27 protein-coding genes are annotated in these 22,122 nt (G+C 62.5%); 20 read left to right on the forward strand and 7 right to left on the reverse strand.

Translation table 11 applies throughout. From position 1 onward, the window contains the following. Positions 1 to 104: 104 nt before the first annotated feature. From ARC63_RS10205 to ARC63_RS23205, 12 genes are all read left to right on the forward strand, one after another. The gene (locus ARC63_RS10205) at positions 105 to 1,295 is read left to right on the forward strand and encodes a tyrosine-type recombinase/integrase (RefSeq protein ID WP_057503195.1); all 1,191 of its coding nucleotides are present in this window, start codon (positions 105 to 107) and stop codon (positions 1,293 to 1,295) included. A 622-nt stretch (positions 1,296 to 1,917) separates the two neighbouring features. After that, entirely contained in the window at positions 1,918 to 2,190 is a 273-nt protein-coding gene (locus ARC63_RS22790) for a helix-turn-helix transcriptional regulator (protein WP_082587841.1), read from the forward strand. Then, positions 2,187 to 2,390 (forward strand): hypothetical protein, encoded by a 204-nt coding sequence (locus ARC63_RS10210; RefSeq protein ID WP_049453498.1) that lies wholly within the window; start codon positions 2,187 to 2,189, stop codon positions 2,388 to 2,390. Before ARC63_RS22790 ends, ARC63_RS10210 begins: the two co-directional genes overlap by 4 nt. 9 nt (positions 2,391 to 2,399) lie before the next feature. Further along, entirely contained in the window at positions 2,400 to 2,684 is a 285-nt protein-coding gene (locus tag ARC63_RS10215) for an Ogr/Delta-like zinc finger protein (protein ID WP_082587842.1), read from the forward strand. Between the two features lie 293 nt (positions 2,685 to 2,977). Next, the gene (locus ARC63_RS10220; protein WP_057503196.1) at positions 2,978 to 3,187 is read left to right on the forward strand and encodes a hypothetical protein; all 210 of its coding nucleotides are present in this window, start codon (positions 2,978 to 2,980) and stop codon (positions 3,185 to 3,187) included. Continuing rightward, the gene (locus ARC63_RS10225; RefSeq protein ID WP_057503197.1) at positions 3,184 to 3,399 is read left to right on the forward strand and encodes a hypothetical protein; all 216 of its coding nucleotides are present in this window, start codon (positions 3,184 to 3,186) and stop codon (positions 3,397 to 3,399) included. Before ARC63_RS10220 ends, ARC63_RS10225 begins: the two co-directional genes overlap by 4 nt. Beyond that, positions 3,396 to 4,034: a hypothetical protein gene (locus tag ARC63_RS10230; RefSeq protein WP_057503198.1), complete on the forward strand. Its 639-nt coding sequence runs from the start codon at positions 3,396 to 3,398 to the stop codon at positions 4,032 to 4,034. Before ARC63_RS10225 ends, ARC63_RS10230 begins: the two co-directional genes overlap by 4 nt. Next, positions 4,021 to 4,863 (forward strand): toprim domain-containing protein, encoded by an 843-nt coding sequence (locus ARC63_RS10235; protein ID WP_057503199.1) that lies wholly within the window; start codon positions 4,021 to 4,023, stop codon positions 4,861 to 4,863. The genes ARC63_RS10230 and ARC63_RS10235 overlap by 14 nt, the downstream gene beginning before the upstream one ends. A 58-nt stretch (positions 4,864 to 4,921) precedes the next feature. Further along, entirely contained in the window at positions 4,922 to 6,784 is a 1,863-nt protein-coding gene (locus tag ARC63_RS10240; protein ID WP_057503200.1) for a DUF927 domain-containing protein, read from the forward strand. Between the two features lie 81 nt (positions 6,785 to 6,865). Then, on the forward strand, positions 6,866 to 7,594 hold the full coding sequence (locus ARC63_RS10245; RefSeq protein ID WP_057503201.1) for a hypothetical protein: 729 nt from the start codon (positions 6,866 to 6,868) through the stop codon (positions 7,592 to 7,594). Beyond that, a complete protein-coding gene (locus ARC63_RS10250; protein WP_231298620.1) occupies positions 7,594 to 8,631 on the forward strand; it encodes a phage portal protein in 1,038 nt (345 codons plus the stop codon). Before ARC63_RS10245 ends, ARC63_RS10250 begins: the two co-directional genes overlap by 1 nt. A 531-nt stretch (positions 8,632 to 9,162) precedes the next feature. Then, the gene (locus ARC63_RS23205) at positions 9,163 to 10,020 is read left to right on the forward strand and encodes a hypothetical protein (RefSeq protein WP_139042405.1); all 858 of its coding nucleotides are present in this window, start codon (positions 9,163 to 9,165) and stop codon (positions 10,018 to 10,020) included. 536 nt (positions 10,021 to 10,556) lie between these two features. Here the strand turns inward: ARC63_RS23205 and ARC63_RS10260 are convergent. Together ARC63_RS10260 and ARC63_RS10265 are read right to left on the reverse strand one after the other, a co-directional pair. Continuing rightward, complete coding sequence (locus tag ARC63_RS10260; RefSeq protein WP_082587848.1) at positions 10,557 to 10,817, reverse strand: type II toxin-antitoxin system RelE/ParE family toxin; 261 nt, start codon at positions 10,815 to 10,817, stop codon at positions 10,557 to 10,559. A gap of 622 nt (positions 10,818 to 11,439) precedes the next feature. Further along, positions 11,440 to 12,069, reverse strand: coding sequence for a hypothetical protein (locus ARC63_RS10265; RefSeq protein ID WP_139042406.1), 630 nt, complete (start codon positions 12,067 to 12,069; stop codon positions 11,440 to 11,442). Between the two features lie 477 nt (positions 12,070 to 12,546). Here ARC63_RS10265 and ARC63_RS10270 point away from each other — a divergent pair, with 477 nt between their 5' ends. Next, the gene (locus ARC63_RS10270; protein WP_057503205.1) at positions 12,547 to 13,176 is read left to right on the forward strand and encodes a hypothetical protein; all 630 of its coding nucleotides are present in this window, start codon (positions 12,547 to 12,549) and stop codon (positions 13,174 to 13,176) included. 23 nt (positions 13,177 to 13,199) lie between these two features. Here ARC63_RS10270 and ARC63_RS10275 read toward each other — a convergent pair whose 3' ends face one another. After that, entirely contained in the window at positions 13,200 to 14,030 is an 831-nt protein-coding gene (locus ARC63_RS10275; RefSeq protein ID WP_057503206.1) for an alpha/beta fold hydrolase, read from the reverse strand. Between the two features lie 200 nt (positions 14,031 to 14,230). Between ARC63_RS10275 and ARC63_RS10280 the strand changes: the two genes are divergently transcribed. The 5 genes from ARC63_RS10280 to ARC63_RS10300 all read left to right on the forward strand — a co-directional run bounded on the left by ARC63_RS10280 (position 14,231) and on the right by ARC63_RS10300 (position 17,383). Then, positions 14,231 to 15,229: a GlxA family transcriptional regulator gene (locus ARC63_RS10280; protein ID WP_231298622.1), complete on the forward strand. Its 999-nt coding sequence runs from the start codon at positions 14,231 to 14,233 to the stop codon at positions 15,227 to 15,229. Between the two features lie 55 nt (positions 15,230 to 15,284). Continuing rightward, entirely contained in the window at positions 15,285 to 15,704 is a 420-nt protein-coding gene (locus tag ARC63_RS10285) for a hypothetical protein (RefSeq protein ID WP_158003729.1), read from the forward strand. Positions 15,705 to 15,772: 68 nt separating this feature from the next. Next, a complete protein-coding gene (locus tag ARC63_RS10290) occupies positions 15,773 to 16,192 on the forward strand; it encodes an H-NS histone family protein (RefSeq protein WP_010481241.1) in 420 nt (139 codons plus the stop codon). A 79-nt stretch (positions 16,193 to 16,271) separates the two neighbouring features. Beyond that, on the forward strand, positions 16,272 to 16,697 hold the full coding sequence (locus ARC63_RS10295; RefSeq protein WP_057503209.1) for a hypothetical protein: 426 nt from the start codon (positions 16,272 to 16,274) through the stop codon (positions 16,695 to 16,697). Further along, entirely contained in the window at positions 16,697 to 17,383 is a 687-nt protein-coding gene (locus tag ARC63_RS10300) for a hypothetical protein (protein WP_019336339.1), read from the forward strand. Before ARC63_RS10295 ends, ARC63_RS10300 begins: the two co-directional genes overlap by 1 nt. A 24-nt stretch (positions 17,384 to 17,407) precedes the next feature. Here the strand turns inward: ARC63_RS10300 and ARC63_RS10305 are convergent, their stop codons facing one another. After that, positions 17,408 to 17,800, reverse strand: coding sequence for a DoxX family protein (locus tag ARC63_RS10305; protein ID WP_019336340.1), 393 nt, complete (start codon positions 17,798 to 17,800; stop codon positions 17,408 to 17,410). 131 nt (positions 17,801 to 17,931) lie between these two features. Beyond that, positions 17,932 to 18,600 (reverse strand): glutathione S-transferase family protein, encoded by a 669-nt coding sequence (locus tag ARC63_RS10310; protein WP_057503210.1) that lies wholly within the window; start codon positions 18,598 to 18,600, stop codon positions 17,932 to 17,934. Positions 18,601 to 18,790: 190 nt separating this feature from the next. On the opposite strand from ARC63_RS10310, the gene ARC63_RS10315 reads away from it, so the two are divergent. Beyond that, positions 18,791 to 19,144, forward strand: a complete 354-nt coding sequence (locus ARC63_RS10315) for a hypothetical protein (protein ID WP_230080633.1) — start codon at positions 18,791 to 18,793, stop codon at positions 19,142 to 19,144. A 7-nt stretch (positions 19,145 to 19,151) separates the two neighbouring features. On the opposite strand, the gene ARC63_RS10320 is transcribed toward ARC63_RS10315, so the two are convergent. Next, a complete protein-coding gene (locus ARC63_RS10320) occupies positions 19,152 to 19,955 on the reverse strand; it encodes an AraC family transcriptional regulator (protein WP_057503211.1) in 804 nt (267 codons plus the stop codon). A 7-nt stretch (positions 19,956 to 19,962) separates the two neighbouring features. Here ARC63_RS10320 and ARC63_RS10325 point away from each other — a divergent pair, with 7 nt between their 5' ends. Continuing rightward, entirely contained in the window at positions 19,963 to 20,913 is a 951-nt protein-coding gene (locus ARC63_RS10325; protein WP_338141132.1) for a DMT family transporter, read from the forward strand. Between the two features lie 8 nt (positions 20,914 to 20,921). Here the strand turns inward: ARC63_RS10325 and ARC63_RS10330 are convergent, their stop codons facing one another. Further along, positions 20,922 to 21,950 (reverse strand): IclR family transcriptional regulator, encoded by a 1,029-nt coding sequence (locus ARC63_RS10330; RefSeq protein ID WP_049453022.1) that lies wholly within the window; start codon positions 21,948 to 21,950, stop codon positions 20,922 to 20,924. Between the last annotated feature and the right edge of the window lie 172 nt (positions 21,951 to 22,122).

The following is a 22,122-nucleotide window of genomic DNA, read 5'->3' on the forward strand; positions in this document are numbered from 1 at the left end:
TGCGTCCTATGTGATCCAGCAGAATCCAGACTTCTCTGGCGGTATCTTTGGCGGTAACCTCCACCCGCTCTACACCTGTTACCGCCAAATCAGTTGCCGCCACCATGTCATTGACCGATACCGCCATTCGCAGGACCAAGCCCACCGCTGCCGTGCAGAAGCTGCGAGACGGCGGAGGCCTGTACCTGCTGCTGAAACCTGATGGCGCCAGATGGTGGCGCTGGGACTATCGGCGTCCTGTGACCGGCAAGCGCAACACGCTGTCGCTTGGCACCTATCCAGAGGTGAGCCTGGCGTCCGTGCGCGAGCGCCATGCTGCTGCGCGAAAGCTGTTGGCCGAAGGTGTTGATCCGGGCGAGCAGCGCAAGGCGCAGAAAGTGGCCAGCTTGGAACTGGCCACCAACACATTCGGGGCGCTGGCGCGCGAACACTTGGCGATGAGAGCCAAGAAGCTGTCTGCCGGGTCGGTGAAACGAGAGACGCGCTTGATCGAGAAAGATCTGACGCCGTACATCGGGCAACGACCCATTGCAGCGATCACAGCACGTGAACTGTTGGAGACGCTGCGCAAGATCGAGGGGCGCGGCGCGGTCGAAACTGCACATCGGGCGCGGATGCTGGTCAGCCAGGTTCTTCGATACGCGATAGCGACAGGACGTGCAGACAGGAACGTGGCAGAGGATCTGAAAGGAGCGCTCACTTCGCCCGAAGGGCGTCACTTCGCCAGCATGACTGAGCCCAAGCAGATCGCAGAACTGCTGCGCTCAATACACGGCTATCCAGGATCACCGATTGTCATGGCGGCCCTGTGCCTAGCGCCGCTGGTATTCGTTCGCCCTGGTGAGCTTCGTCGTGCACGATGGTCGGACATCGACCTGGACAATGGCGAATGGCGGTTCACGGCAAGCAAGACCGGCCAATCGCACGTTGTTCCATTGGCTTCGCAGTCTGTGGCGATTCTTAGGTCTGTGCACCCGCTGACTGGGCGGAAAGAGTTCGTGTTCCCCAGTGTGCGTGGCAAGGGGCGGCCGATGAGCGAGAACACGATCAACGCGGCGCTACGTCGCCTCGGCTACGACTCCGACACAATGACCGGGCATGGCTTCCGCGCGATGGCGCGCACTGTGCTGGATGAGGTGCTGGGCTTCCGTCCGGACTACATCGAGCACCAGCTTGCACACGCTGTGCGTGACCCCAACGGAAGGGCATACAACCGTACGGCTCACCTGGTTGAGCGGGTAAAAATGATGCAGGCGTGGGCGGACTATCTGGACGGCTTGAGAGCCTCCAGCTGACCTCCCGTTCTTCCATCTTTCATTTCTAACTTACTGTTTTTGCTGGTTACAGTGGTAACACTGGTTACACCGCTGAGAAACGTATTAAAAATCAGTCGGTTGCGTCCATTTTCGGAGCGCCGCATTCACTGGTTACAGCTGGTTACGCTGGTTACAGCTGCGCCCTATCAACCCACATTGGACGTATCCGGATCGATGGCGCGCGCCGATTGAATCGCTCTGCCGCAGCCTCTTTCCGGCCAGCGGGTGGCTTTGTAGGCCGCCGAGTTGTCGTCATGACGGCCGATGACCAGACCGAACCCGCGGGTAATCGATAGTTCGCTCGCCGCACATTTTGCGCCGTCGGCTTGGAGCAGCAGGTTGCCAGGCGCGTCCGTTTGTCCTGCGCAACCAGTCGGGCGGCTTGACTGCTGCGCTCGATTGTCATCTCCCGCCAGTTGGCCGGCGCATCGAAAACGTGCGCCGTCAAGGGGAATTCGTCATGTGTAATTTTACAAAATACTGTAAAAATTTTCCCTACACATCGTGCTGCGTGAGTTGAGCGGCAGCTGTCTCTAGCCTTCTAACCAAGCCCACAACACAGGGCGGCGGTTGACTAAACGTCAGCCCCGCGACCTCTCACATGCTTGGTTCCCCAGCCCCTCAGGCGACCGCACCCGGTCAGCCTGCCGATCATTCTCGGCCCGATGCCGCACGCGGTGAACGCTTCCTGCGCAAGCGCGAGGTGCTCAGTCGTACCGGCATTTCCCGCTCGCACCTGTACTGGCTGATGAAGCGCGGCCGGTTCCCCGCATCGATCCCCCTTTCCCCGCGCGTAACTGTCTGGTTGGAGTCGGACGTGGACGCGTGGATTGCCACCCACATTCCCGATACCCACCTGCGAGCGCAGCCATGAAAGACACCATCGTCCTGACCATCTCCGATCAGAAGTTCACCCTGAGCCCGGCAGAAGCCAAGTTCCTGGCTGAGCATCTGCGAACGGCTGTGGCACAGCCGAATCTCGCGCTGAACTTCTCCCAGAGCCGGACTGCGCAAGGCGGCCGCATTGCACTCTCGCGCGGTGTCGCGGGTAGCCGTTCCACCACTGACTGCTGAGGCATTGCGATGACCAGTTCAAGAGCCTTCCTGCGCTGCCCGCATTGCGATACGCCTGCCATCGTGCGCACCAGCGTGCTGCATTCCAAACTGCTGCGCGAATCCGTGCTCCAGTGCCGCAATGCGCTGTGCGGTCACACGTTCTCGGCCTACACCGAGATCGTGCGCACGCATGTGCCAAGCGTCTGCCCGAGTGCCGAGATTTGCCTGCCCCTCAGCGATTCGGCAGAACGCCGCGCGCTCAGTGAGAACGCCACTGAAGCACCGCGCTCCAAGCGCAGCACGCGGCGATGACGCGCGTGTTGACAGCACCGGCTCATCCGATGCAGCATTGCCCCGTCGCCGCACAATCGGCGACCGGGTTTAGCAGCCCGAACCCTGAGGCGCACCAGCGCCCATCGACCGATGCACGGCGCTTTTTTATTGCCTGCTGTGTCGTCGCGGGCGATTGCTTGCCAGTTCTATGGCGGGCGGTGCGCGGAGACCGAAAGGTCTGCCGGTCCTCAGGCCGGTCTGCTAACCGCGTACCGTCCGTCACCTCGTTTAGCAGCGCGGTGGTGGACCTCAACTTACCTGAGGACCCTGCCATGTCTCATGACACCCTGGCCGCGCCGTCGCGCTTTGCCGCCCGTATTGCTCACCACCTCGGCGAAATCGCCGACACCCTCGATTGGGACCATTGCCGCTGGCTGACGCTGACAGCGCGCTTGGAGGCCACCGGCAAAGCGCCTGATGCGCTAACGCTGGGCGAGGTGCAGCACGCCATTGCGGCAACCGTTCAGGAGGCTGCGCGATGAGCGCTCTCTCCCTGAACATCGCCGCCGTCAATGACGATGCGGCCACGCATGACCTGTTCAGCGCCGCGCGCCAGTTGCAGCGCATCCATACGATGCCGATGGCCGCGTTGTCGCAGCTGGTAGGCGCACTTGAGTGCCGCCCTGGTGCACTGGAATCCCTGTCCGTAGGTCAGCTGTTGGCCATGGTCCGTGATGCGGAGGTGGCTGCATGAACCTCGATACCGTGAGTGTGTCCGGCGTGCCGGGTTTGGCCGATGGGGTGCTCAGCGCCACCATCACCGATACCTGGTTCGATGCCGAGCGTACCGCCACTATTGTGGAGGCAGCCCGTCGCATTGAGCGGCTCCACAGCAAGGCGTCGCGTCGTCTTGTCGCTCTCAGTGACGAATTGGATCAAGCGCTAGAAGGCCATCCGTTGGAGGACCGCCTGCGCGAGCGTCTGCTGAGGCCGCTGGAGCGCGATTGCGTGGAGCTGGCCACCGTTGCGGCGCGGGTGCGCGTGCGCCTCTCGTTGTTTGCACCTGCGCAGTCGCAGGTGCAGTTTGATCGAGGCATGGCCTTGCAGCTGGAAGATCTGCAAGCAAAGCCGGCTGCTGCCGAGCCGCCGCGAGCGCCCGCGCCCAGGTCCGCACGCATGCCCTTTGGCTACTGGATCAGCGAGGACAGTTTCAATCGCCTAGAGCGCGCATGTTCGGCCGCGCTGCTGCTGGCAAGCGTTGATGAGCGCATGGCGGTGCCGTTTGACGCTGTAGCGTTCAGCGCCGCCTATGTGCATGAGGATCTGGCCACTGTGGTGGCCAGCGCCAAGCACCGCAGCCAGCTGGAGGCCGACGATGATGCGGCCTGATGGCTTCCTGGCGACCCTGCGCGCGGCAGGGCTGATGCTAGATACGGCGGTGGCAGATGGCCGTCTGCGGCGCGTACGCGCCGAGGGCGATGGAAGCGGTCAGCGCAGCGGCTGGTATGTGTTGCACGCAGGCCCGCCGCAGGCCGGTGCTTACGGCAACTGGAAGACCGGACTCAATGAGTCCTGGTGCGAAGTTGGAAGCGAGTCGCTAAGCGAGGCAGATCGCGCGATGCTGCGCGAGGCCGCAATGCGCGCACAGCGGCAGCAGCAGGCCGAGCGTGCCCAGCGCCAGGCTTTGGTCCGGCAGCAGGCGCGAGAGCGCTGGCAGCGCGCCAGCGCCGCTTCCTCCGATCATCCCTACCTGATGGCCAAGGGCGTGGGCGTTCACGGACTGCGGCAGCTGGATGGCCTGCTCTTGGTGCCCTTGCGCGATGCACAGGGACGGCTGTGGAGCCTGCAAACCATCGCCGCCGATGGCAGCAAGCGCTTCCTGGCCGGTGGCCGTAAGCGTGGCTTGTACTACGCCGTGGGCCGCACGATCAGCGACGTGGTGTGTATCGCCGAAGGCTATGCCACTGCCGCCAGCATCCATGAGGCCACTGGCCATCCCACCGCCGTGGCCTTCGATGCAGGGAATCTGGAGCCGGTGGCCTGTGCGCTACGCGCCAAATTCCCCACGGCAGTAATCGTGATGTGCGCCGATGACGACGCGGCCACCGCCGCGCGGCTGGGCATCAATCCGGGCGTAGCCAACGCCCAGCGCGCCGCCGATGCCGTGGGCGGGGTCGTGGCCATGCCGCCGCGGCAACGCCATGAGGCTACTTCCTGATGATCCCTCTCTTTAACCCGAAGGCGCAGCGCGCCGACGCGGCACTGGAGCCCCGTGCATGAACAACGTCACGTCTGTCGATTTCAATGATGCCGCGAAGGACGCCGGTACCGGTGCCATACGCGGCTCGATTCAGCGCGCCGTGCGCAAGGGCGCCAAGGGCAAGACCAAGAGCAACAAGGACGCCGCTGACTGCGCGAGTGGCGGTGCGGCGCGAGCGCACTACCAGCTCAACGAGAGCGGCGTGTACTACGTCGGTGTCACCGAGGACGGTGACCTGGCCGAGCCGATGTTTGTCTGCTCGCCGTTGAAGGTCGAGGCCAAGACTCGCAACAGCCAGAGCGAGGAATGGGGGAGGTTGCTGACCTGGACCGATGCCGATGGCCATCCTCACCAGTGGGCGGCACCTGCGGAAATGTTGGTGGGCGATCCGCGCGAGTTCGTGCGCCAGCTGGCCGCAGGCGGTGTGGAAATGTCAGCCCACCGCAACACGATGCAGCGGCTGCTGGCCTACATCATTCAGGAGCGCATCGACACCCGCGCGCGGAACGTCGCCGTGCCGGGCTGGCATGAGGGCCGCTACGTACTGCCCAATGGCGAAAGCTACGGCAATGGCGCGGAGCGGCTGGTCTATCAGCACAGCGGTGGATTGCAGCATCACTATGCGGCCGTTGGCTCGCTGGATGACTGGCGACGCGACGTGGCCCGACGTTGCCAGGACAATTCGCGTCTGGTGCTTGCGGTGTCAGCCATGTTCGCCGGGCCGCTGCTGCACTTTACCGGTGCTACGGGCGGTGGGTTCCACCTGGTCGGCGGCAGCAGCAGCGGCAAGAGCACCGCGCTACGCGTGGCGGCCAGCGTGGTCGGTCCCCCGGAATATGCCCGCGAGTGGCGCAGCACGGCCAACGGTCTGGAGGGCGTGGCGGTGTTGCACAACGATGCCACGCTTATTCTGGATGAACTGGCTCAGATCGATCCCAAGCAGGCCGGTGATGCCGCCTACCTGCTGGCCAACGGCAACGGCAACGGCAAGAGCCGCGCCAACCGCGCCGGTGAGGCACGTGCGGCGGCACGCTGGCGGGTGCTGATCCTGTCAGCCGGTGAGGTCGGGTTGGCCCAGCACATGGCCGAGGTGGGCAAGCAGGCACGGGCGGGTCAGTCGGTGCGCCTGGCTGACGTACCGGCCGAGGCGGAGGGTGGGCACGGTGTGTTTGAGCGCCTGCACGATGCCAGCGACGGCGCGGCACTGTCGGCCCTGCTTAAGGACGCGGCCGCACGCACGTACGGTGCACCGTGGCCGCTGTGGATGGGTTACCTGACCCAGCAGGACAGCCCCACCCTGACCGCCCAACTGCGCGAATCGACCGACCGATTCCTGGCCACCTATGTACCTGAGGATGCCTCCGGTGAGGTGCGCCGCGTGGCCGAGCGCTTCGCTGTTGTCGCCTTTGCCGGGGAGTTGGCCAGCAGCTGCCGCCACCGCATCACCGGCTGGCCCAAGGGCGAGGCGACACGGGGCGTGGCGGCGTGCTTCCAGGCATGGCTGCATCGCCGAGGCGGCTCGGGTAGCGCCGACACCGACGAACTGCTCTCGCGAGTGCGTGCGTTCTTTGAGGCCCACGGCGAAAGCCGTCTTGAGCCGCTGCGCAGCCCTGAAGGCACTGTGCCGGTGCGCGATCGCGTAGGTTTCCGGCGCTTCGATGAAGTTGGATTGACGGAATACCTGGTGCTGCAGGAAGCGTTCAGACGGGAGCTATGTGCGGGCTTCGATGTGCGCTTGGCCGCACGCACGCTGGCTGAGGCCGGTTGGCTTAAGCGCAGCGCTGACGGCAGGCCCTCCCAAACCGTGCGTGTCCCAGGCTTGGGCGCTATCCGCGTCTTCGTTTTTGACCCCCGCAAGGTTCACGACAGCGGCCTGTGAGCAGCGCTGCCTTTCATACAGCTCGCCGACACAGTGTCGGGTGAGCCTACCCCCGCCAATTATTTTCAATGGAGATTCAACATGAGCGACAACCAGAGCATCAACACCAACACCGCCGACCTGGCTATTCAATCCTGCGAAGGGAGCGAGGCTGCGCCGGTATCGGAGAACAGGCAACGGCTGAACGAGCTGGCGCAGCAGCTGGCCAGCGCGGTGCAGCGCAAGCGCGCCTTGGTGGGTAAGGTCGATACGATGCGGCGCGCCAAGCAGGCTGCACAGGGCGATGCCGCTGCTGCCCGCCAGCAGTGGGGTGCCAAGCTGCGCGAGAGCGATGGCACGCTGACCCGCGACATTCAGAAGCTTCGCGCGAATGAGCGCTCGGCGCTGTCGCTGGCTGAGGAATACGAGGCGATGGAGGGTGAGATTGCGGTCGAGCTGCCGCGCCTGGAGCTGGAATTGGCCGAGGTGGCGGAGCGTTGCCTCGGCGCTAGGAACACGGTTACCTGGGAAGTGGCCGATCAGGCCTACGAGCAGTTGCTGGCACAGGCTGGGGACAGCCTGGCCTTCGCATTCGCGTTGTTCTCGAGAGCGACAAACTCCGCCGATGCCGATGAAATGGCCAGCCGATTCTTTGGTCGCCTTGGCGATGCGGTACGCCGTCGCCTGGACGATGCCGCAGTCACGGCTCAGATAGAAGGCGTGTTGGCGCTGCCGACGATGGAACTTAGTGAGGTGGACATGCAGCTGGTGCATAGCACGATACTTCGTCTTAAGTTGAGGGCGCAGATCAGTGCCGCGGACGCGGCGTGATGGACCCGTACGCTGATGCCGCTGTCGATGAAGTCGTGTCCGCGCAAAGCGCGGGCACTGCTGGAGCCGTCACCGCATTCTCCTTTGGCGATCCAACGCCCGTGCTGGACTCGCGCGGGTTGTTCGACTACCTGGAATGCTGGCGCAACGGTCGCTATTACGAACCGCCGATTACCCTCAGCGGTCTGTCGCGCACCACGCGCTCCAATCCGTTCCTGCACAGTGGCCTGATCTTCAAGCGCAACATGCTGGTGCGTACCTTCGTCCCGCATCGATTGCTGGACCGCACGGCGTTTTCGCAGCTGGCGTTGGATTACATGGTGTTCGGCATGTCTTACCTTGGGCGGCAAACCTCGCACTCCGGGCGGCTGTTGCAGCTGCGCCCGCTGATGGCGCAGTACATGCGTCGTGGTGTGCTACCCGGTGAGTTCTTCCAGGTGCGAGCCGGGCGGGCCGAGCATGAATTTGTACCTGGCTCGGTGCACCAGTTGCGGGAGGCCGATACCGATCAGGAAATCTACGGCTTGCCGGAGTGGTTGGCCGTTGTGCAGTCGGCGCTGCTCAACGAATCGGCCACGTTGTTCCGCCGCAGGTACTACACCAACGGCTCGCATGCCGGGTTTATCCTCTACATGACCGATCCGCAGCCGGAGGGCATGGACGTGGACGCCTTGCGTGAAGCGCTGCGGGACTCGCGTGGGCCGGGCAATTTCCGCAACCTGTTCGTGCATTCGCCCAATGGCAAGAAGGATGGATTGCAGCTGATCCCGATCAGCGAAGTGGCGGCCAAGGATGAGTTCACCGCCATCAAGCGTGTGACTCGTGATGACATTCTGGCCGCGCTACGTATCCCCCCGCAGCTGCTGGGTATCGTCCCGCAGAATGCGGGCGGATTCGGCTCGATACGGGATGCGGCAACGGTGTGGGCGTCGATGGAACTGGCACCCCTGCAATCGCGGATGGCCATGGTTAACGAATGGATCGGCGAGGAGGTCATTACCTTCGCCCCGTTTGACCTGGCGCCTGTAGCAACCTGACGCCTTATCGTTGCGCCGATCCTGGCCGCAGAACGTGCGGTGGCTACGGCTCGCACTGAATCCATGGGCCGCCTTTGCGCGGCCCATTCTCGTTTCATGCCGCGCAGATGGTGGGCTCGGCCACGTTCTTTCGCCGCTTGCTGCCATGTTGCTTGGACGGCACTAAGTCAACGTGAATCCCATAGCCCAGAGCGGTGGCTGCACGGCTAAACGTCTCGGGCCTGAGCCTGGCATTTGCCTTATCCGGCGTGCGATCCAACTGCGACTGACTGACGGCCCGGCATGTGCCATTTGTGAGTCTCCAATGGCTACAACAACGCCCCGGCTCGCAGCTATGACGCGGGCATCGTTGGGTTCTTGTATGACCCCAGTGGTTGCTCAGCGACGGCTACCTTTCGCGGTAGATGTGCTCGGACAGTTCCGCAAAGGCGCTGCCTTCAGTTCTGCTGCGCTTTACATGCCTCGAAATTCATGAAACATTCACAAAGCGCCCAAGGATTGCTAGGCGCTTCAAAACAAGGAGGATTGAACATGAAGTTGAATTCGATTTGGGTTATTGCAACTGCAATGTGCGTTGCTGGTGGCTTTGCCAGTTCCGCTGAAGCAATCACTCTTCGTTGCGACGGGTGCTCATCGCAGGAGATGAAGGAATGGGCAATATTGGAAACGGCCCAAGGTGGCTATTCGTATTCTGATGTTTTTGTGATCAATCAGACTGATGGATTTGTCAAAAGGTACTCTGTATCGATCGACAACTGGGGACAGGACATACCGGATCAGATTCCCGATGGTTCAACAAGCTACGGCAACGCGAGTGAGGTCACCGTTCCGACAGAAGTGGCAGGCTATCTGCGTGCAGCGATTGCCATCAACGGAACTATCGTGGCCACCGGCAACGTGCCGAACTCGATGTATGACGTAGTCAATAATCCTGCACTTGATAAAGCACTTTCAGATTATGCAGGGGAGACCGATCCAGCGAATAAAAACATGCTTCTGAACTTTCTTTCCTCGGTTAAATTCATCCCTATCGACTTTAGCAAGGTGACCGTGACAATAGAAGTTATCGCTGCCGATGGCTCCAAGGCGACCCTTAACTTCGACCCCGTTATAAAGCGCTGGGTTCGAGTAAAGTCTGAAACGAGGGATTCAGGGAATAACCTCATTCCCGCAAGTGCCGGTGATCTTTCCGGAGGCCCCGGTACGTACCGCGAATATCAGTTTGCAAATTATAATGACTACATCAAGTTCGTTCAGCAGGCAACTCGGCTGGGAGCAACCTTCACAGGAAACAACAGTACTCAGAGTGGCGTTGTATGCACGTCCGTAATGAAAGAAGTCGATGGACAGGAGCATCGGGAGCAGGTCCTATGCAGCAACACCAACTGACCCTCTGGCGCGGCACAGCCAGGCTTGCATTCATTTTGAGCATCGCGCTTTATGTGATCTCGATGTTTAACCTCAATGATCAGTCCAAGTATTCATACTGGTACGTTGGCTTTGCTGCCCTCCTTTTGGGTGCGGTACTGCAGTTGCGCGCAAAGCAGACATACCGATACCTGATGTGTGCAGTGACTGCGTCTTTGGTGTCAGCCTTTTTCGTGTTCTCAATACCGATTCCGATCTAATAAAGCAGTGCCTTTCTGAACAAAAGTAGCATCAACTAGTTAACAAAATTGGCAAAACATGGTTTTGGGTTAGTAAACTCACTACTGACCCAAAACCTCTTTTTTGCTTCGGTGGCACCAGGTCAACGTGAACCCCATAGCCAAGGCGGTTGCTATACGGCTGAGCGTATCGAGGGTGAGCCGGTATCCGCCTCAACCAGCACACGAACCAACTGCGAACGGCTGGCGTTCATACACTTGGCCAAGGCAGATTTGATGACATTGGCCACCTTTATCGCTTGGCGACCTGACAGGCGATCACGTGCTTGAGGGCGATAGACGCGGACAGTCCTTCCGGCTCCAGAAAGTCGTCAAAGCTCGACCCGATGTGCTGGTTCCTGCTCGTTTGATCAGCCCATTTCTGCGCTTCTTCGCGAGTGCCAGATCGGTCTTGGGCATCTTCTCCGACTTCTTCATGAACCCGTGCAGTACCGTGTCCTGCTCCACTGGGGTGAACATGACGCGAGCAATCCCTTCAGGGATCGAGCTACGCACCTCCCTCAACCGGTCATCAATCATGCCGCCCTGGCGGCACTCGGTGTAACCAATGTAACCAGTAGTACCCAAGCATTGGTACGCGCTCAAGTTATCTGCAAGCCATTGATATGTATAGGATCCGCCGAGTCTGTAACCATTGTACCAATGTAACCAGTAAAAATAGTGAGTCAGAAATCTCAAACAGGAAATGGCAGGCGGCAAGACAGCAGGTAAACCGGCGAAACCCTTGGGAGGCAATGGAAGCGGTAGGGGGAGAGGGACAGTAGTGCCTGCACAGGGCGTGTAACCAAAAAAGCGTTCCAGACCCTTAATTCATAGCCTTCCTGAAACACTGTAAGTAGTGGGTTTTTTCTTCTTGGACGCTATCGGATGCCCTCTTTTCCCCCTTCCCTGGTCACTGCACATTTAGCGTCTATCTGACCGCTCAATGCCCTGCCAGAAACCCCCTTTGGCGCAGGGATTCGCAGGTATTGGCATGACCTTTCAATGGTCCTGATAGTCTTGCTGGGCCTGTTTCTGGCCCGTGTGCAGGTAGTGCAGAAAAGCACCCTATGAAGTGCGCAGGCGTGGTGGGGAGACGAGTGCGCGCGGCGGGGGGGGCGCGGGCGCTGGGCGGTTCACCCGCGTGCGGGCGTTCGGAGGCCTAACCGTCGCCTGGCGGGCAGTGAGAGAGAATGGTGTTGCCATCTTTGGTGATGGACCACTTCAGTGTTGCTCCGCTACCGGCATACACCTCGTCGACCTCCCACGCCAGGAAGCCGGAAGCCTGAAGGGCAAAGCGTCTACTTTCACCCACATCCTCAATGTCCCCCCTGTACGCGAGGTCTCGTAGGTCACCCAGGAAGACATTGATCACCATGTCTGAGAGCCGATCAAAGTCTGAAGCCGCGATCTGCCGTCTACAAACCGCCACGAACAGCTTCGCAAGCATCTGTGGCTTGTGGAGAGGGTCCGCCCGATCAAGCTTGTCTAGCAGCAATTCTCCTAGCCGCTCCCGCTTCGCTTCTGTTCCCGCGAGCTCGTCGACAGTACGAGCGCGTTCGCTGGCCGACAGGTCGTCGACTCCGTTTAAGAAGCGGGCGACCTTCGCGGCTAGTAAGCGGTCACTGATCGCCGCAGCCCCGTCCCTCACGGCCAGCACGACGGAAACCACAGGTACTTTCCCCAAGATGTGTTCGTCTAGCGCGGCTTCCCATACTGCTGAGATCACGTCTTTCGCTAGGTTCGCGGAAGGGGCCTTGAGTGCACTTATCAGGTGGTTAGGAATCTTCATGTGGTATCCGGACGGGCGTTGCGATAGCTTTACCACGTCGAGTGGCCTACCGCTGGTGCTGAAGGGGCACCCGAGCCCTGCTTGCAAAGCCATCTCCCACATCACCGATAGAGGTTCGAGTCGTCGTGATCATCCTCATTCTTGTCTGCGTGTTGCTTACGTCTCTCATTGTCGTCGGCGGCTTGCTTGTATGGGGGCTAAGCGCAACGTGCTCACTCTTTGCGTCTTTGGCCCAGCCAAACTTGATGCTGCCGCTTGCACCCACTGTCATAAGCCCCTCTGAGCAAGATGCTCTTGACGGTAACTTTGGCGGTATATGAGTGGCCTTCGCATCAATAATGTGATTTAAAACAACGAGATGGGTTGGGTATGTTGTTGATGGTGGGCCAACCCAGTTCGCATGATCGACTGCCGGTCTCCTCCTCCCCGCGCGTTTGCCCTTTAGGGCAACATCTGGTCCGAACGCAAGGATCAAACATGCCCGGCACCCACGCCCCTGAAATCGAAGACAGCCGGCATCTGTTCGCCTGGTGCCTGGTGCGCTACGGCCAGGTTCCTGAAGCGCTGGCAATCGAACAGGCACGCCAACGCTATCCCGACCAGGCCCCCGGCTGCGAGTACGAGCATGCACTGATCTTCCACGACGAGCCTTGGCACTGGGCGATGCTGCACGTGTTGGGTGAAGGGTACTGGCACCAGAACCCGGAACTGGCGCAGCCGTCGCTGGCATACGACACCGAGTCGGATGCGTTGTGCCTGGCTCGCGGTGAGTCGGTTCCCTTGCTGGATGAGAATGAGTATCTCGGTGCGCTTGCCCACGCCCGCCATATGCATGCGTGGACGCTGATCCATCAGGCAGGCATTGCTGAAGAGCAGGCGCAGCAGCAGGCGCTCGAACACTACGCCTACTTTCCGCCGCATCATCGTTGGCGGATGCGCGTCCACGATGCGCGTGCTGCATGGGGCGGCGTGATGGGTGCGCTGCACCTCGATGACTACTGGTCGCAGCCGGAGCTGCATACGCCACCACAGGCCTATTGGCATGCGTCGCGTGCATTCGTTGCCGCAAATGGAATTCGCCTGCCGGGTGGTCCGGGAAGTGCCTGAGGCACTTCCCGGATCCTTCACGATCAGCTTTCCAGGAACGCCAGAAGGTCGGCGTTGATCCGGTCGGCATGCGTGGTCGGAATGCCGTGCGGCGCACCTTCGTAGGTGATCAGCGTGCCGTTCTTTACCAGCTTCGCGGAAAGGACGCCCGAGTCGGCATACGGGACCACCTGGTCGTCATCGCCATGGATCACCAGCACAGGAATGGAAATGCCCTTCAGGTCTTCGGTGAAGTCGGTCTGGGAGAACGCCACGATGCCATCGTAGTGCGCCTTGGCCGAACCCTGCATGCCCTGCCGCCACCAGTTCCAGATGACCGCATCTGAAGGCTGCGCGCCGGGCCGGTTGTAACCGTAGAAGGGACCTGCGGGCACGTTGTGGTAGAACTGCGCGCGGTTGGCCGCCAGCTGCGCCTGGAAATCGTCGAAGACCTCCTTGGGCGTGCCCTGCGGGTTTGCCGCGGTCTTGACCATCAGCGGCGGCACCGAGCTGATCAGCACCGCTTTGGACACGTTCTTCTCGCCGTGGCGAGCGATGTAGCGGACCACCTGTCCACCGCCGGTGGAATGGCCCACATGCATCGCGCCGTGGGTACCCAGCTGCTCGACTACCGCCGCAACATCGTCCGCGTAGTGGTCCATGTCGTGGCCGTCCCACACCTGGCTGGAGCGGCCATGCCCGCGGCGGTCGTGGGCAACCACGCGATATCCCTTGTTGACGAAGAACAGCATCTGCGCGTCCCAGTCGTCGGCGCTGAGGGGCCAGCCATGATGGAAATGAATGACCTTGGCGTCGCGCGGGCCCCAATCCTTGTAGAAGATTTCGACGCCGTCTTTCGTAGTAACCGTAGCCATTTCCGGGTTCCTCGCAGTTGGGGTTGGGGGCGTCCTGCCTACCGGCAACCTTGCATCGGTGCAGGAGCAAGGACGCTGTCAGTGCGTGTTGCAGAAGTGGCCCCAGGGCGGCATTTCCTTCTATCCTGAGGCGGCCATCACTCCGTCCGAATCCATTCTAGGAAGCGCTGCATCAATTGAAATTGGCGGAGGTGACATTCATGGGTATCGAAACTGACAAGCGGATCGAAGTGGCCCTGCTGATCTATCCGGATTGCCAGATGGCGGCGATCCATGGCCTGACGGATCTGTTCCGGATTGCAAATGAGTGGGCGGCGTATCCCCACGAAGATGATCGGCGGTGTTCCCTGCGGGTAACGCATTGGCAGCTGGACCCGGTGTCGGCGCAAATGGAATGTTGCTGGGACAGCGATCCAGGCGAGGTGAACGCCCCCGCGTTCGTGATCTCGCCGCCCAGCGTCGCGATGCCCGAGCGGATGTCGGCGATGCCGCGTGAGGCGCAGTGGCTCAAGGAACTCCATGCCGGTGGCGCAATCATGTGCTCGGTCTGCGCAGGGGCGTTCGTGCTCGCCCAGACCGGCCTGCTTGCGCGACGGCGGGTTACCACCCACTGGGCCTTTGCAGGGCTGCTCGCCAGCGCGCATCCCGATGTCCAGGTGACGACCGAGAATGTCGTCATCGATGACGGTGACGTCATTACCTCCGGGGCGATCCTCGCGTGGAATGATCTCGGCCTGCTGATCGTCGATCGCGTCATGGGCCCCAGTGTCATGCTGGCCACGGCCCGCTTCATGCTCAGTGACGGCATCCGGCAGGACCAGCGTCCCTTGCAGGGATTCCAGCCCCGGCTCGATCACGATGATGCCGCCATCCTGGCGACCCAGCATCTGATCCTTGCAGAACCTGGGCTGCGCCACACCGTGGCCGGGCTTGCCCAACGTGCCCATTTGACCGAACGAACATTCATCCGGCGCTTCCAGAAGGCCACGGAACGCAATCCCGCCGACTACATCCGTCAGGCCAGGATGGCCAAGGCCAAGGATGCGCTGCAGCTCGGCGATCTTCCCATCGCACAGGTGGCCTCGCGCCTGGGTTATGACGACGCAGCTTCATTCCGCAAGGCATTCCAGAGCGTTGTCGGCATGTCACCGTCCGCGTATCGCGATCACTTCCGGATCAGGCGGGGCGGGCAACGCTGAGTCACGCCAGTGTTGATGCAATGTGTCTCTTGTCAGTTCCCGGCACTTTCAGGAGGTGGCGCTTGGCATTTCAACTGCCACTACACGTTTCGCACTTGGAAAGTGTCTGGAAAAAGATATTGCGAGCTGGATTGATGAAGCCAAGCGTGCGAACAAGGCTGCTCGCGACGAGATGGAAGCATTTTCAGATTTCTTTCGGGAACATGGGCCAGAGGGTGTGCTGATAGCGCGAATCTGGATGAAGGCATCTCACACGTATGATGAGAAAATCGAGCAGGCGCGCGAGACCATCCTGTTGTGGAATGAACAGGCTGGCGCATTTTCGGAAGAACTCCTACAGGAGGATCTCAGGATTCCAGTAATGGATCTTCCAATGCACCTGATTGAGTTGCGCAACAAACTGCTCGATGAAGTTACGTCTGCAACGCACTGGTCAACACACATGAATCAGCTGCTGAAGGACCTGACACGATAATGGCGGCTCGCCACCCGCGCGCTCATTGCTCTTGACAGACCACCCTGCCGGAGTGGACCTTTCCCGGCATGACTATCGATATCGAATCGCTCAGCCTGCGGGAGCTGGGCGCCTTGGTGGTTGCCGCTGAACAGCGCAGGCAGCTCATTTCCAGCCGTCGTCCGGCCAGTGCGGTGCGCCGCATGCTGAAGGCGGCGGCCGCCGAAGCGGGCTATACGCTCGAAGAACTCTTTGGCGATGCGTCCGTCGAAGAACCCGCGACGCCGCGGAAATCCAGCCGCCGCAAAGCCGGCAAGGTCGCTGCCAAATACCGCGACCCGGAATACAAGCGCCTGACCTGGTCCGGCCGCGGGCGCATGCCGCGCTGGCTGGCCGCCAAGGTCCAGAAGGGCCACAAGGTGACGGATTTCCTGATTCCCGGCCTGGCCCGTCCAACCGCGCGCAAGGGAAGCCCGATCGGCCAGCGCACCGTGTTCAAGAAGGACTGAGGCCCGCAGGGCGACGCCTGCCGCGCCCGTGTCCGCTTCACGCTACCCTGCAGGGGTCCGCACTGGAGGGAGGCACGCAATGGCACATAACGGCAGCACGGCGATCGCGCCGAGGGTCCTGTACGTCGCGGGGGCGGCAGCGGTGCTGATCAGCCTGTTGGCCTGGTCGGTGGAATGGAGTGGGCTGGCCTATGTCTGCCCTTACTGCCGCGTGCAGCGCACCGTCATCGGCGTGCTGGGTCTACTGATGATGTCTGCACGGCCGGGTGGCGTCGTCGTGCCGTGGCTTTCGAACGCGATGGGTGGTTTCGCGTTCGTGGTCGCGGCGATGCAGCACTTCAACGGCTGGAAGCGAATCTCCGCCGGCGAATTCAGCTTCAATGCCCAGTGGTACATCGACCCATGGCTGCTGTCCGGCTGCGCGATGCTGATCCTGGTGGCACAGCTGATGCTGGTGCAGGCCGCCTGCCGGCGCCCGGTGCACGCCGCTCTGGAGGCCGCATGATGCGCCCTGCCTGCGCGCTGGTCCTGCTGATTGCATTCCACAGCATTCCGGCGCGTGCGGCCGAAGATGCCGGAGCGCCCAAGCGGCCTTCGGTGGAAACCCTGCAGCGCCTGATCGTGGACAAGGCTCCGCAGACGCGGATCGGGACGCCCGACAACGAGCGCATCACCGCGCGTCGCATCGATATCGTCGATGACCAGGGCGTGATCCGCATGACGCTGTCCGGGAAGACGCCGGCGCCGATCATCGATGGCATCCAGTACAAGCGCGCCTTCAACGTGGCCGGCATGGTGCTGTACGACGACAAGGGCAGCGAGCGCGGTGGTTTCGGCACCGCTGATGTCGACGGCGGCATGGCGGTGCTGGCGCTGGATCATCCGGCGATGGATGCGATCGGATGGCGGGTGTCTCCCGATGGCCAAGTGAGCTTCTCGATCAACCAGGCACCGAAGCTGATACGCGAACCCGCGCTCGGGAATGCGTTGATTCCCGGTGTGCAGGCGCCGACCCGCATCGGCCTGGTGGTCGGCGCCGATGGAACGCCGGCCATTGCACTGAATGACAAGGCGGATCGGCCGCGACTGCGGTTGACCGTCACGCCGGAGGGCTACGGGGCAATCGAGTTCCTCGATGCGCAGGGCAAGGTGGTCCACACGCTGGCGCCGGAGGCGGAGCTCCGTCGCTAGCGTGGCGAGCCTGCTGGCCGGTACCTATGCGCCGCGTCCCCGGCCGTCGATGCTGTAGCGCCCGGCTCCAGTGCAGGCCAGCAACAGGAAGCCACCGGCCAGGCCCAGATTCTTCAGGAACATGATCTGCTGGGTCTGGTCGCCGAAGTTGTGGTGGAAGATGAAGGCGGTGACCAGGCTGAAGCCCACCAGGACGATCGATACCAGCCGGGTCTGGAAGCCGAGCAGGATGCACAGGCCGCTGCCGATCTCGAAGGCGATGGTCGGCCACAGCAGGATGCCGGGCACTCCCATTGCTTCCATGTAGCCCTGGGTACCACTGAGGTCGCCAAGCTTGCCCAGGCCGGAGACGAGGAACAGTGCCATCAGCAGGATGCGCGCAAGCAGGAAAGCAAGCGAGTGCGAGGAAGTGCTCACAGTGAAGTCCTTGAGGGTGTCCGACCCCCGCGATCGGAGCCCACAGGCAGTGAAGCCCGTGTATACACGACACGGCTGCCTTCCGGTTTCCCGCGCGGCCGGGGGACCTTCGAATGCCGAAGGAGGCTGCCTCAGTCATCCTTTGGTGATGGTGCGTCTGTGCTTTGCCGGAACACCTGCAGCTGCGCGGCAAACGCACGCTGGTAGGCGGGGCGTTGCGTTGCACGGCCCACATAGGCAGCCACCTTCGGGTATTCGTCGAGGAGGCCGCTGCTCTTCAGGCGCAGCAGCACCGAGACCATCATCAGGTCGCCCACGCTGAAGTCGCCATCCAGCCACGCCGCCGTGCCCAACCACGCAGACAGCTGCGAGAGACGCATCCGCACGCGCTCGTCCAGCATCACCAGCCGCTGTGAATACCAAGGCAGTTCGCGTTCCAGCACCCAGGCCATCGAGCGTTCGACGATGGGCGGTTCCACCGTGTTCAACGCAGCGAAAACCCACATGATCGCGCGCATGCGTGCGTCCGGATCAGCGGGGAGCAGGCCGGCATGCTGTTCGGCCAGGTGCAGGACGATTGCGCCGGATTCGAACAGGACCTGGTCGCCGTTCTGCCAGGTGGGGATCTGCCCGAAGGGGTTGCGCGCCAGGTGGACGGGCTGCTTCAGCTCGGCAAAGCTGAGCAGCTGCACGTCATAGGGCACGGCCAGTTCCTCCAGCGCCCAGCGTACGCGCATGTCACGGGCCAGGCCCTGGCCGCGGTCGGGAGAGGTGGCGAAGGCGGTGAGGATCGGGCACATCGGGGCACTCCTGCAGGCTGAAAGACCCGCCTTTCCTTCTCCGACGAACGATGGGGCGGGAAATCGACAACCTTCCCGGGGCGCCGGGCGATACACTGCCCGCCACCCATCAATCCTGTGCCTCCTCATGTGGCAGCGCCGCACCTCCCTGGCCGAACTGCAGCGGCAACGCGATGTGCTGCAGGCTGAGATGGATGCGGACGCCCAGCGACGGGTCTCACGGCTTCCGCCGGATGATCTCGTGGCAGCGCTGATGCCGCAGGCGCACCGGCTCCAGGAGCTCAATCAGCTGATCCTGCGGGCTACACCGCCGCGTGAACTGATGAAGCGCCTGAAGGCGCTTGAGCGACAGCTGCTCGAACCCGGTGCACAGAGCGCAGGCGTGCGGAAGGAGCTGGAAGATGAACTGCGCGATCTGCACCTGTACTTCAGCAATCCGCGCCGTCGCCCCTTGACGGCGAAGGTCCTGCTGATCCTGTTGGCCAGCGTTCTGGCCGCCTTGTTCCTGCCGGGGCTGCTTGTGGACCTGCTGGTCGCTCTCTAGGCCGCGCTCACCCCGCCCGATGCAGCTTCCTGTACTGATCCGGCGTGCACTGCGCGTGCCGCTTGAACATTTCGGCGAAGGCGCTGACGCCGGAATAGCCCAGCTCTTCGGCGATCCGGCTGATCGGCCGGCGTGTACACAGCGCCTCGGTGGCGCGCACGAACTTCACCCGCCCACGCCAGTCGCCCAGCGACATGCCCAGTTCGCTGCGTGCCAGGCGCTCCAGCTTGCGCACGCTCATGTGGTGCCGCCGCGCGATCTCGGCAACCGATTCGGCCGCCGACAGGTGTTCCTCCATGTACGCCATCACCTGCTTCAAGGCATCGCTGCTGGCGATCGGAAGGAAACTGGGCAGCACAGCGGCATTGACGATCTGGTCGATCACCACGGCGGCCATGCGCCGCTGGACCGGTGTCTGCGGATCGGTCACGCCCTGTCGTGCCAGTTCATGCAGCAGTTCGCGCAGCAGCGGGCTGACTTCCAGCGCACTGCAACGCGTGGGCAGCCGGCGTGAAAGCGCCGCCGACAGATAGGCCGAGCGGTAGGCCAGCTGCGAGCGGTTGCGTGAATAGTGCGCCATTCCTGGTGGAATCCAGATCGCGTAGTGCGGCGGCGACACCATCCACTCGCCGTCGATCTTCATCTCCATCACCCCCTGCGCGACGAAGTTGAACTGACCCCACGGATGGCTGTGCGTGCCCCAGTCCGTGGGCTCCATCGCGCCCTGCCGGAAGTAGATCGGGCCGGGCAGCTGGCGGAAGGTGGGGATCGGCTCCATCGATTGCCGCAAGCCGGGGTCGGGGTGGCGCATTTTCGGGATGTCCTCAATATACGCCAAGCGTACGCTGGCCATTCCCCCACGTACACCTGCACGCGTGAACTATCTCTTTCCGATCCTCGCCTGCCTGCTGTGGGGCGCGAACACCGTCGTGACCAAGCTTGCTTCGGGCTCGGTCGGTCCCATCGATATCGGCTTCTTCCGCTGGCTGGTCGCGGCGGTGGTCCTGCTGCCATTCGCGCTGCCGCGGCTGCGCGGCAATCTGCCGACCGTGCGCGCCAACCTCGGGCGCTTCCTGGTGCTGGGCTGCCTGGGTGGGGTGATGTACCAGTGCCTGGCCTACCATGCGGCGCACTTCACCTCGGCCATCAACATGGGGGTGATCCAGGCGCTGATTCCGTTGATCGCGCTGGCGCTGTCACGCGTGTTCATGGGCCATCCGGTGCGTGGTACTTCCATTCTTGGCGCGGTGATCTCCACCGCCGGCGTAGTGGCGGTGGTATCGCAGGGCGACCTGGCACGGTTGGCGGCGCAGGGCCTGAACCGCGGAGACGCGATCATGCTGATCGGCGCATTGGCCTTCGCCGCCTACAACGTGCTGATGCAGCGCTGGAAGATTCCGCTGTCGGTGCTGGAGTCGCTGTTCCTGCAGGCCACGGCGGCCTCGCTGATCCTGCTGCCACTGCAGTTGCTGGTCGGTACCGGGGTGAGCAATCTGACCGCCGTCGGTTGCATCGGCTTCGCGGCGGTCTGTGCCTCGATCCTGGCGCCGCTGACCTGGATGACCGGACTTTCACGTCTGGGCGCTGCGCGCGTCTCTGGCTTCTTCAACCTGGTGCCGATCGTGACCGCCGCGCTGGCCGTGCTGCTGTTGGGCGAATCGCTCAGTGGCTGGGTACTGGGCGGTGGCCTGCTGGCGGTGTCCGGCGTGGTATTCGCCGAGTACAGCGCCAGGCGCGCTGCTGCGGTGCCGAGCGAGCAGCCCGCCTAGGGCTTCGGTCATGCGGGGTATGTGTTCCCGCTCAGCGCCTGTTCCACCCGCTGTTCCAGCGCGTCTGCATCATGGCCGCGTTTGCCCTGCAGGCTGAGATACAGCGAAAGCGGGTCAACCACATCGCCGATGCTGGTGAATGCCGGCGGATAGGCCCAGATCTGCAGCCGTGCGCTCTGGACGCAGTCCGGGCCGGGCATGGGAAGTGCACCCAGCAACCGCCACGCATCGATGTGCAGCGCGCGGGTGCCGCCGATCGCGGGCGGTGACGTGTCAGCAAGCGCATCGAGGCCCGCCGTCGGCGCCGGGTGCCCGGCATCGCGGAGCGCCTCGGCGGTCGGGCCCCAGCAGACATCCACTTCCTTCAGGATGGGGGAACGCAGGAACGGCTGCGCCCTGGCCCAGACCTCGTCGCGGTTGCCGGCCAGCTTCAGGAAGCGCTCGCGGCCACCGGTGGAGCGTTCAACCAGGCCGCGACCAACCAGTTCGGCAGACAGGCGCGACGCCGTCATCGAGGTGTAGCCGGCGGCAGCACTGATCTCGCGCGGCGACCACCAGCGCGACTGGCCGCTCAGCAGCACGTGGATCAGCACGGCCTGCGCCGAAGGCAGCAGCGAGATGGCCTTCTTCTCATGATCAGGGTCGTCGCGGAACTCAATGGCCAGGCTGGGCGCGAACAACTGGGTGTGTGGGACGACGAAGTCGATGTGGTTCTCGACCAGGAAGCGGCGCTGGGTCGGCGTGAGATAGGGCGAGACGTACAGCACCAGTGCATTCGCAGCAGAGCGCAGGCAGCGTACATCCTGGATCACACGGGTGCTGGATTCGCCGGGCTCGCGGGCCACGGCGAGCATGGCGGGGGTTTCCCCGTACAGCATCAGTCCGGCGAGGTGGTAGCGCGATGCCATTGCGTGGGGAATGGCGTGCAATGAAGCAAGTGGATGCACTGCCGAGGCCAGCCCGGGGAGAATCCTGCGCAGGTACCGCTGCGCGTCAGCGACCAGGTCGGTCAGGCCGGTGCGAACTGCCGTCGTCATCTCGTACTTCCCTTGCGGCGGCACGTCCGGAGGGTCGGAACCCGGCCACATCGCCACATTCAGTGGTGAACCTGGAGACGGGTGTGCAGCGTCGGGGCGCGTGGCGATCCATGCGGTCCTGCTCCTTAGCCGTCATGACATCAAGTGTTGCCGGGAACCTTGGAGATTCCGT

Origin of the sequence: Stenotrophomonas geniculata ATCC 19374 = JCM 13324 (assembly GCF_001431625.1) — a bacterium.
In the GTDB taxonomy this organism is placed as follows: Bacteria; Pseudomonadota; Gammaproteobacteria; order Xanthomonadales; family Xanthomonadaceae; genus Stenotrophomonas; species Stenotrophomonas geniculata.

What these genes read in the sequence shown, in the direction of transcription:
- ARC63_RS10315 (WP_230080633.1), top strand. Translation starts at nt 18,791, where the DNA reads ATGGATGCGGACGCCCAGCGACGGGTCTCACGGCTTCCGCCGGATGAT.
- ARC63_RS10280 (WP_231298622.1), top strand. Translation starts at nt 14,231, where the DNA reads ATGGGTATCGAAACTGACAAGCGGATCGAAGTGGCCCTGCTGATCTAT.
- ARC63_RS10205 (WP_057503195.1), top strand. Translation starts at nt 105, where the DNA reads ATGTCATTGACCGATACCGCCATTCGCAGGACCAAGCCCACCGCTGCC.
- ARC63_RS10300 (WP_019336339.1), top strand. Translation starts at nt 16,697, where the DNA reads ATGCGCCCTGCCTGCGCGCTGGTCCTGCTGATTGCATTCCACAGCATT.
- ARC63_RS10215 (WP_082587842.1), top strand. Translation starts at nt 2,400, where the DNA reads ATGACCAGTTCAAGAGCCTTCCTGCGCTGCCCGCATTGCGATACGCCT.
- ARC63_RS10230 (WP_057503198.1), top strand. Translation starts at nt 3,396, where the DNA reads ATGAACCTCGATACCGTGAGTGTGTCCGGCGTGCCGGGTTTGGCCGAT.
- ARC63_RS10260 (WP_082587848.1), bottom strand. Translation starts at nt 10,817, where the DNA reads ATGATTGATGACCGGTTGAGGGAGGTGCGTAGCTCGATCCCTGAAGGG.
- ARC63_RS10290 (WP_010481241.1), top strand. Translation starts at nt 15,773, where the DNA reads ATGACTATCGATATCGAATCGCTCAGCCTGCGGGAGCTGGGCGCCTTG.
- ARC63_RS10310 (WP_057503210.1), bottom strand. Translation starts at nt 18,600, where the DNA reads ATGTGCCCGATCCTCACCGCCTTCGCCACCTCTCCCGACCGCGGCCAG.
- ARC63_RS22790 (WP_082587841.1), top strand. Translation starts at nt 1,918, where the DNA reads ATGCTTGGTTCCCCAGCCCCTCAGGCGACCGCACCCGGTCAGCCTGCC.
- ARC63_RS10320 (WP_057503211.1), bottom strand. Translation starts at nt 19,955, where the DNA reads ATGCGCCACCCCGACCCCGGCTTGCGGCAATCGATGGAGCCGATCCCC.
- ARC63_RS10275 (WP_057503206.1), bottom strand. Translation starts at nt 14,030, where the DNA reads ATGGCTACGGTTACTACGAAAGACGGCGTCGAAATCTTCTACAAGGAT.
- ARC63_RS10295 (WP_057503209.1), top strand. Translation starts at nt 16,272, where the DNA reads ATGGCACATAACGGCAGCACGGCGATCGCGCCGAGGGTCCTGTACGTC.
- ARC63_RS23205 (WP_139042405.1), top strand. Translation starts at nt 9,163, where the DNA reads ATGAAGTTGAATTCGATTTGGGTTATTGCAACTGCAATGTGCGTTGCT.
- ARC63_RS10210 (WP_049453498.1), top strand. Translation starts at nt 2,187, where the DNA reads ATGAAAGACACCATCGTCCTGACCATCTCCGATCAGAAGTTCACCCTG.
- ARC63_RS10220 (WP_057503196.1), top strand. Translation starts at nt 2,978, where the DNA reads ATGTCTCATGACACCCTGGCCGCGCCGTCGCGCTTTGCCGCCCGTATT.
- ARC63_RS10270 (WP_057503205.1), top strand. Translation starts at nt 12,547, where the DNA reads ATGCCCGGCACCCACGCCCCTGAAATCGAAGACAGCCGGCATCTGTTC.
- ARC63_RS10265 (WP_139042406.1), bottom strand. Translation starts at nt 12,069, where the DNA reads ATGAAGATTCCTAACCACCTGATAAGTGCACTCAAGGCCCCTTCCGCG.
- ARC63_RS10250 (WP_231298620.1), top strand. Translation starts at nt 7,594, where the DNA reads ATGGACCCGTACGCTGATGCCGCTGTCGATGAAGTCGTGTCCGCGCAA.
- ARC63_RS10245 (WP_057503201.1), top strand. Translation starts at nt 6,866, where the DNA reads ATGAGCGACAACCAGAGCATCAACACCAACACCGCCGACCTGGCTATT.
- ARC63_RS10240 (WP_057503200.1), top strand. Translation starts at nt 4,922, where the DNA reads ATGAACAACGTCACGTCTGTCGATTTCAATGATGCCGCGAAGGACGCC.
- ARC63_RS10235 (WP_057503199.1), top strand. Translation starts at nt 4,021, where the DNA reads ATGATGCGGCCTGATGGCTTCCTGGCGACCCTGCGCGCGGCAGGGCTG.
- ARC63_RS10225 (WP_057503197.1), top strand. Translation starts at nt 3,184, where the DNA reads ATGAGCGCTCTCTCCCTGAACATCGCCGCCGTCAATGACGATGCGGCC.
- ARC63_RS10330 (WP_049453022.1), bottom strand. Translation starts at nt 21,950, where the DNA reads ATGACGACGGCAGTTCGCACCGGCCTGACCGACCTGGTCGCTGACGCG.
- ARC63_RS10325 (WP_338141132.1), top strand. Translation starts at nt 19,963, where the DNA reads ATGTCCTCAATATACGCCAAGCGTACGCTGGCCATTCCCCCACGTACA.